General features: G+C 65.5%; 2 protein-coding genes and 2 pseudogenes (1 of these 4 only partly in view). All 4 read right to left on the bottom strand.

The features are described 5' to 3' along the window. Positions 1-108: 108 nt before the first annotated feature. Complete coding sequence (locus tag ACFE99_RS07050; RefSeq protein WP_375483744.1) at positions 109-1,320, bottom strand: NAD(P)/FAD-dependent oxidoreductase; 1,212 nt, start codon at positions 1,318-1,320, stop codon at positions 109-111. A gap of 48 nt (positions 1,321-1,368) precedes the next feature. Continuing rightward, positions 1,369-2,196: a mycofactocin-coupled SDR family oxidoreductase gene (locus ACFE99_RS07045; RefSeq protein WP_375483742.1), complete on the bottom strand. Its 828-nt coding sequence runs from the start codon at positions 2,194-2,196 to the stop codon at positions 1,369-1,371. A 68-nt stretch (positions 2,197-2,264) separates the two neighbouring features. Beyond that, positions 2,265-2,777 (bottom strand): annotated as a pseudogene (locus tag ACFE99_RS07040) (SHOCT domain-containing protein); the annotation flags it as partial. Between the two features lie 196 nt (positions 2,778-2,973). Beyond that, positions 2,974-3,606 (bottom strand): annotated as a pseudogene (gene tuf / locus ACFE99_RS07035) (elongation factor Tu) (it continues 565 nt past the right edge of the window).

The raw sequence follows: 3,606 nt of genomic DNA, 5'->3' as shown, positions 1-3,606 counted from the left end.
GGTGCGCGAGGCTGGCGGCACCGTGCTGCAGGAGCCGGCGCGGCAACCCTACGGGATCACCGCCGAGTGCCTGGATGACCAGGGTGGCCGCCTCTACTTGGGTGAGTTCTAGCCCAGGACTTCCGAGATCGGCGCGGCGGCAGCAATTTTGGCGCGTGTCTTCATGACCTTGCCGGGCATGCCGCCGCCGACGACCCCGGCCACCATGCCGTCGCGTTCGTAGTAGGCGAGGAATTTGCGTCCGTCGTCTTCGACCAGGTGCACGATGTCGGTGGCCTGCGGCTCTCCCAGGCACTGGATTTTGATGTCGTACTGGTCGCTCCAAAAGTAGGGCACGACCACGTGCGACGGCGCCAGCTGGCCGAGCATCGCGGGCACCACGACCCTGGCCTGCTCGGCGACGTTGCTCCAATGTTCCACGCGCACTTGATGTCCCATCGGGTTGCGCCAGGAAGCCACGTCGCCCAGCGCCCACACGTTGGGAGCGCTGGTGTGTCCGGCCTCGTCGCAGATGACACCGTCGTCGACTTTGATTCCGCTACCGTTCAGCCATTCGGTGGCCGGCCGTGACCCGATGCCGACCACCACCAGGTCGGCCGTCACCTCGGCGCCGTCGGTGAGCACGACGGAATCGACATGGCCTTGACCCCGAACCTCCGCCACCGCGACTTCGGTGCGTACATCGACACCCTCGGCGCGGTGCAGCCGCGCCACCAGTTCCCCGATTTGAGTGCCAAGGACCCCTGCCAGTGGGGCCGGCTGCGGTTCTACCAGCACTACATCCACTCCCAGGCCGCGCAAGCTGGCGGCCACCTCACAGCCGATGAAGCCCGCCCCGACCACCACGGCGTGACGAGCTTCGGTTGCGTGCCTGCGCAGCGCGATGCTCTCGTCATACGACCGCAGCACCCGGATGCCCTCCAGATCGGGAAACGACGGGATTCGCCGCGGCACCAGCCCGGTCGCGACGACGAGTTCGTCGTACCCGAGCATGGTCCCGTCCTCGAGGGTCACCGTCTGTTCCGCGGTATCCAGGCTGACGGCGGCCAAGCCCAGGCGCAGTGTGATGCCGTGCTCGTCGTAGAACTCGCGCGGCTTGAGGGTCACATCGTCGACTTCGCTGCGCAGCACTTCCTTGGACAGCGGGGGCCGATCGTAGGGCAGATGAACTTCGTCGCTGACGATGGTGATGGGACCGGTGTAGTTGGCCCGGCGCAGTTGTTCGGCGGTGCGGGCCGCAGCAAGACCGCCGCCGACGATCACTATTCCTTTTCCGGCTCCACGTCCGCCTGCGCTAGTGGTCACGTGGAGTTCATACATGATTGCGGCGCGGGAGTGTTGGCCAGCCCGCAAGATCGCACGACGCCGTCAGTACTTCAGCACGCCTTTGTCGACGGGAATCTGGGCGCCTGACAGGGTGCCCGAACCGTCGCCGGCCAACCAGACGACCACATCCGAGACCTCCTCGGGCGTCATAAAGCCCTTGGGCTGCAACGGCATCGGCGGGAAGCTGTGCTTGTAGCTGGGATGCTTGCCTATCATTTGGATCAGCGCGTCGGTCTCGATCATCGGGGTGTCGACCGAATACGGATGGATGGAGTTGACGCGGATGCCGAACTCACCGAGCTCAAGCGCCAGCGTGTTGGTCAGCCCGACGAGTCCGTATTTGGCAGCTGAATAATGACCGTTGCCCGGCGTGGCTTTGACGCCTGCCGCCGAGCTGACCACCACGATGGAGCCGCCGTTTCCGGCCTCGATCATCGCGGGCACCGCGGCGCGCAGGGTGCGCCAGGTGCCGGACAGGTTGACTCCGATGACGGTGTCCCATTGTTCGTCGGTGAGTTCCCAGACGCGGCCCCAGCCGAGGACGCCGGCATTGGCTACCAGGATGTCGAGGCGGCCGAACTGCTCCACGCCGTCGGCCACCAGTTGCCGCAGTGCCTCGTCGTCGCGGATGTCGACCTCGCGCGCCAACACTTTGCGGCCCTCGGCTTCCACGGCGCGCACTGTCTGGCCGAGGTCCTCTGCGGTGGCCGCCGGGTAGGTGATGGTTTCGGACACCGGTGCGCAGATGTCTGACGCGACGATGTCGGCGCCTTCGCGGGCAAGTCGCACCGCGTGTGCGCGTCCCTGGCCGCGGGCGGCGCCGGTGATGAATGCCACTCGTCCCTGCAGCGTGCCGCCTACGCCAGCCATCGCCCGTCCTTTCGTCGGTCCGCGATCAGGCTAGCAGCGAAACTGAAACCTGTTCTAAGGCGGGGCTACTAGATGTCGGCGATGATCGCGGCTCGCTTGCTGGCGTATTCCTCGTCGGTCACCGCTCCTGCCGCGAGCAGCGACTCTAATTCCTGCAGCCGCTGGGCGACGGACCGCTGCGGTGGCAGGACGCCCGGCGCGGTCGCGGCTGCGGGCGGGCCCACTGCAGCCGGCGCCGTTTGCGCTTGCTGGGTCGCCGCGCGGCGACCACCGCTTGGATGTGTTGGCGCAGAATGGGATTGGACCGCACATCGACCATCCGGTTCAGCGGAATGTTGTTGGCCTCGAGGATCTGCAGGATCTCCAACAGCGGCCCGGCCTGCCCGCTCAAGTCATACGTCTGGTTGTCCTCGGCCGAGGTGAACTGCGCCGGCACCAGACCGTTCACCAAAGCGCTTCGTTCCCAGTCGATTCGGTACTCGCGGGTGGTCGGGTCGCTTCACCAGCGGTTGCTCGTTGATACCAGTCCCGGTCTCGGTGATCCCCATGATTTGAGCGAGCGCTAGAACCCCGCTCGGTTCACTAATCCACCGCACAGCAGGACCATGAGCTGAGCCTTCACATACGGCCACAACATCGTCATGCTCCTGTCATCGGGCCGTTCACGTCCAGGTAAATATTTCGCACATGTAGAACCTCGGCAGCGCTTTGGCTCCAGCGACGACGAGACGCAAAACGGCGCCCACCCTTTCGGGTGGGCGCCGTTTTGCGGTCGAACTACTTGATGATCTTGGTCACCCGACCGGCGCCGACAGTGCGGCCGCCCTCGCGGATCGCGAAGCGCAGACCTTCGTCCATGGCGACGGGCTGGATCAGCTTGACCTTGATCGTGGTGTTGTCGCCGGGCATCACCATCTCGGTGCCCTCCGGCAGCGTCACCACACCGGTCACGTCGGTGGTGCGGAAGTAGAACTGCGGACGGTAGTTGTTGAAGAACGGCGTGTGCCGGCCGCCCTCGTCCTTCGAAAGCACATACACCTGACCCTCGAACTCGGTGTGCGGGGTGGTGGTGCCGGGCTTGGTGACTACCTGGCCGCGCTCGACGTCCTCACGCTTCACACCGCGCAGCAGCAGACCGACGTTGTCGCCGGCCTGACCCTGGTCGAGCAGCTTGCGAAACATCTCCACACCGGTGACCGTGGTCTTGGTGGTGGTCGGGCGGATGCCGACGATCTCGACTTCCTCGTTGACGTTGATCACGCCGCGCTCGACACGACCGGTGACCACGGTGCCGCGCCCGGTGATCGTGAACACGTCCTCGACGGGCATCAGGAACGGCTTGTCGGTGTCGCGGACCGGGTCCGGAATCGACTCGTCGACCGCGTTCATCAGCTCGACGATGCTTTCCAC

Origin of the sequence: uncultured Mycobacterium sp. (assembly GCF_964249325.1) — a bacterium.
Lineage (GTDB): Bacteria > Actinomycetota > Actinomycetes > Mycobacteriales > Mycobacteriaceae > Mycobacterium.
This window is presented reverse-complemented; position numbering and strand designations above follow the sequence as displayed.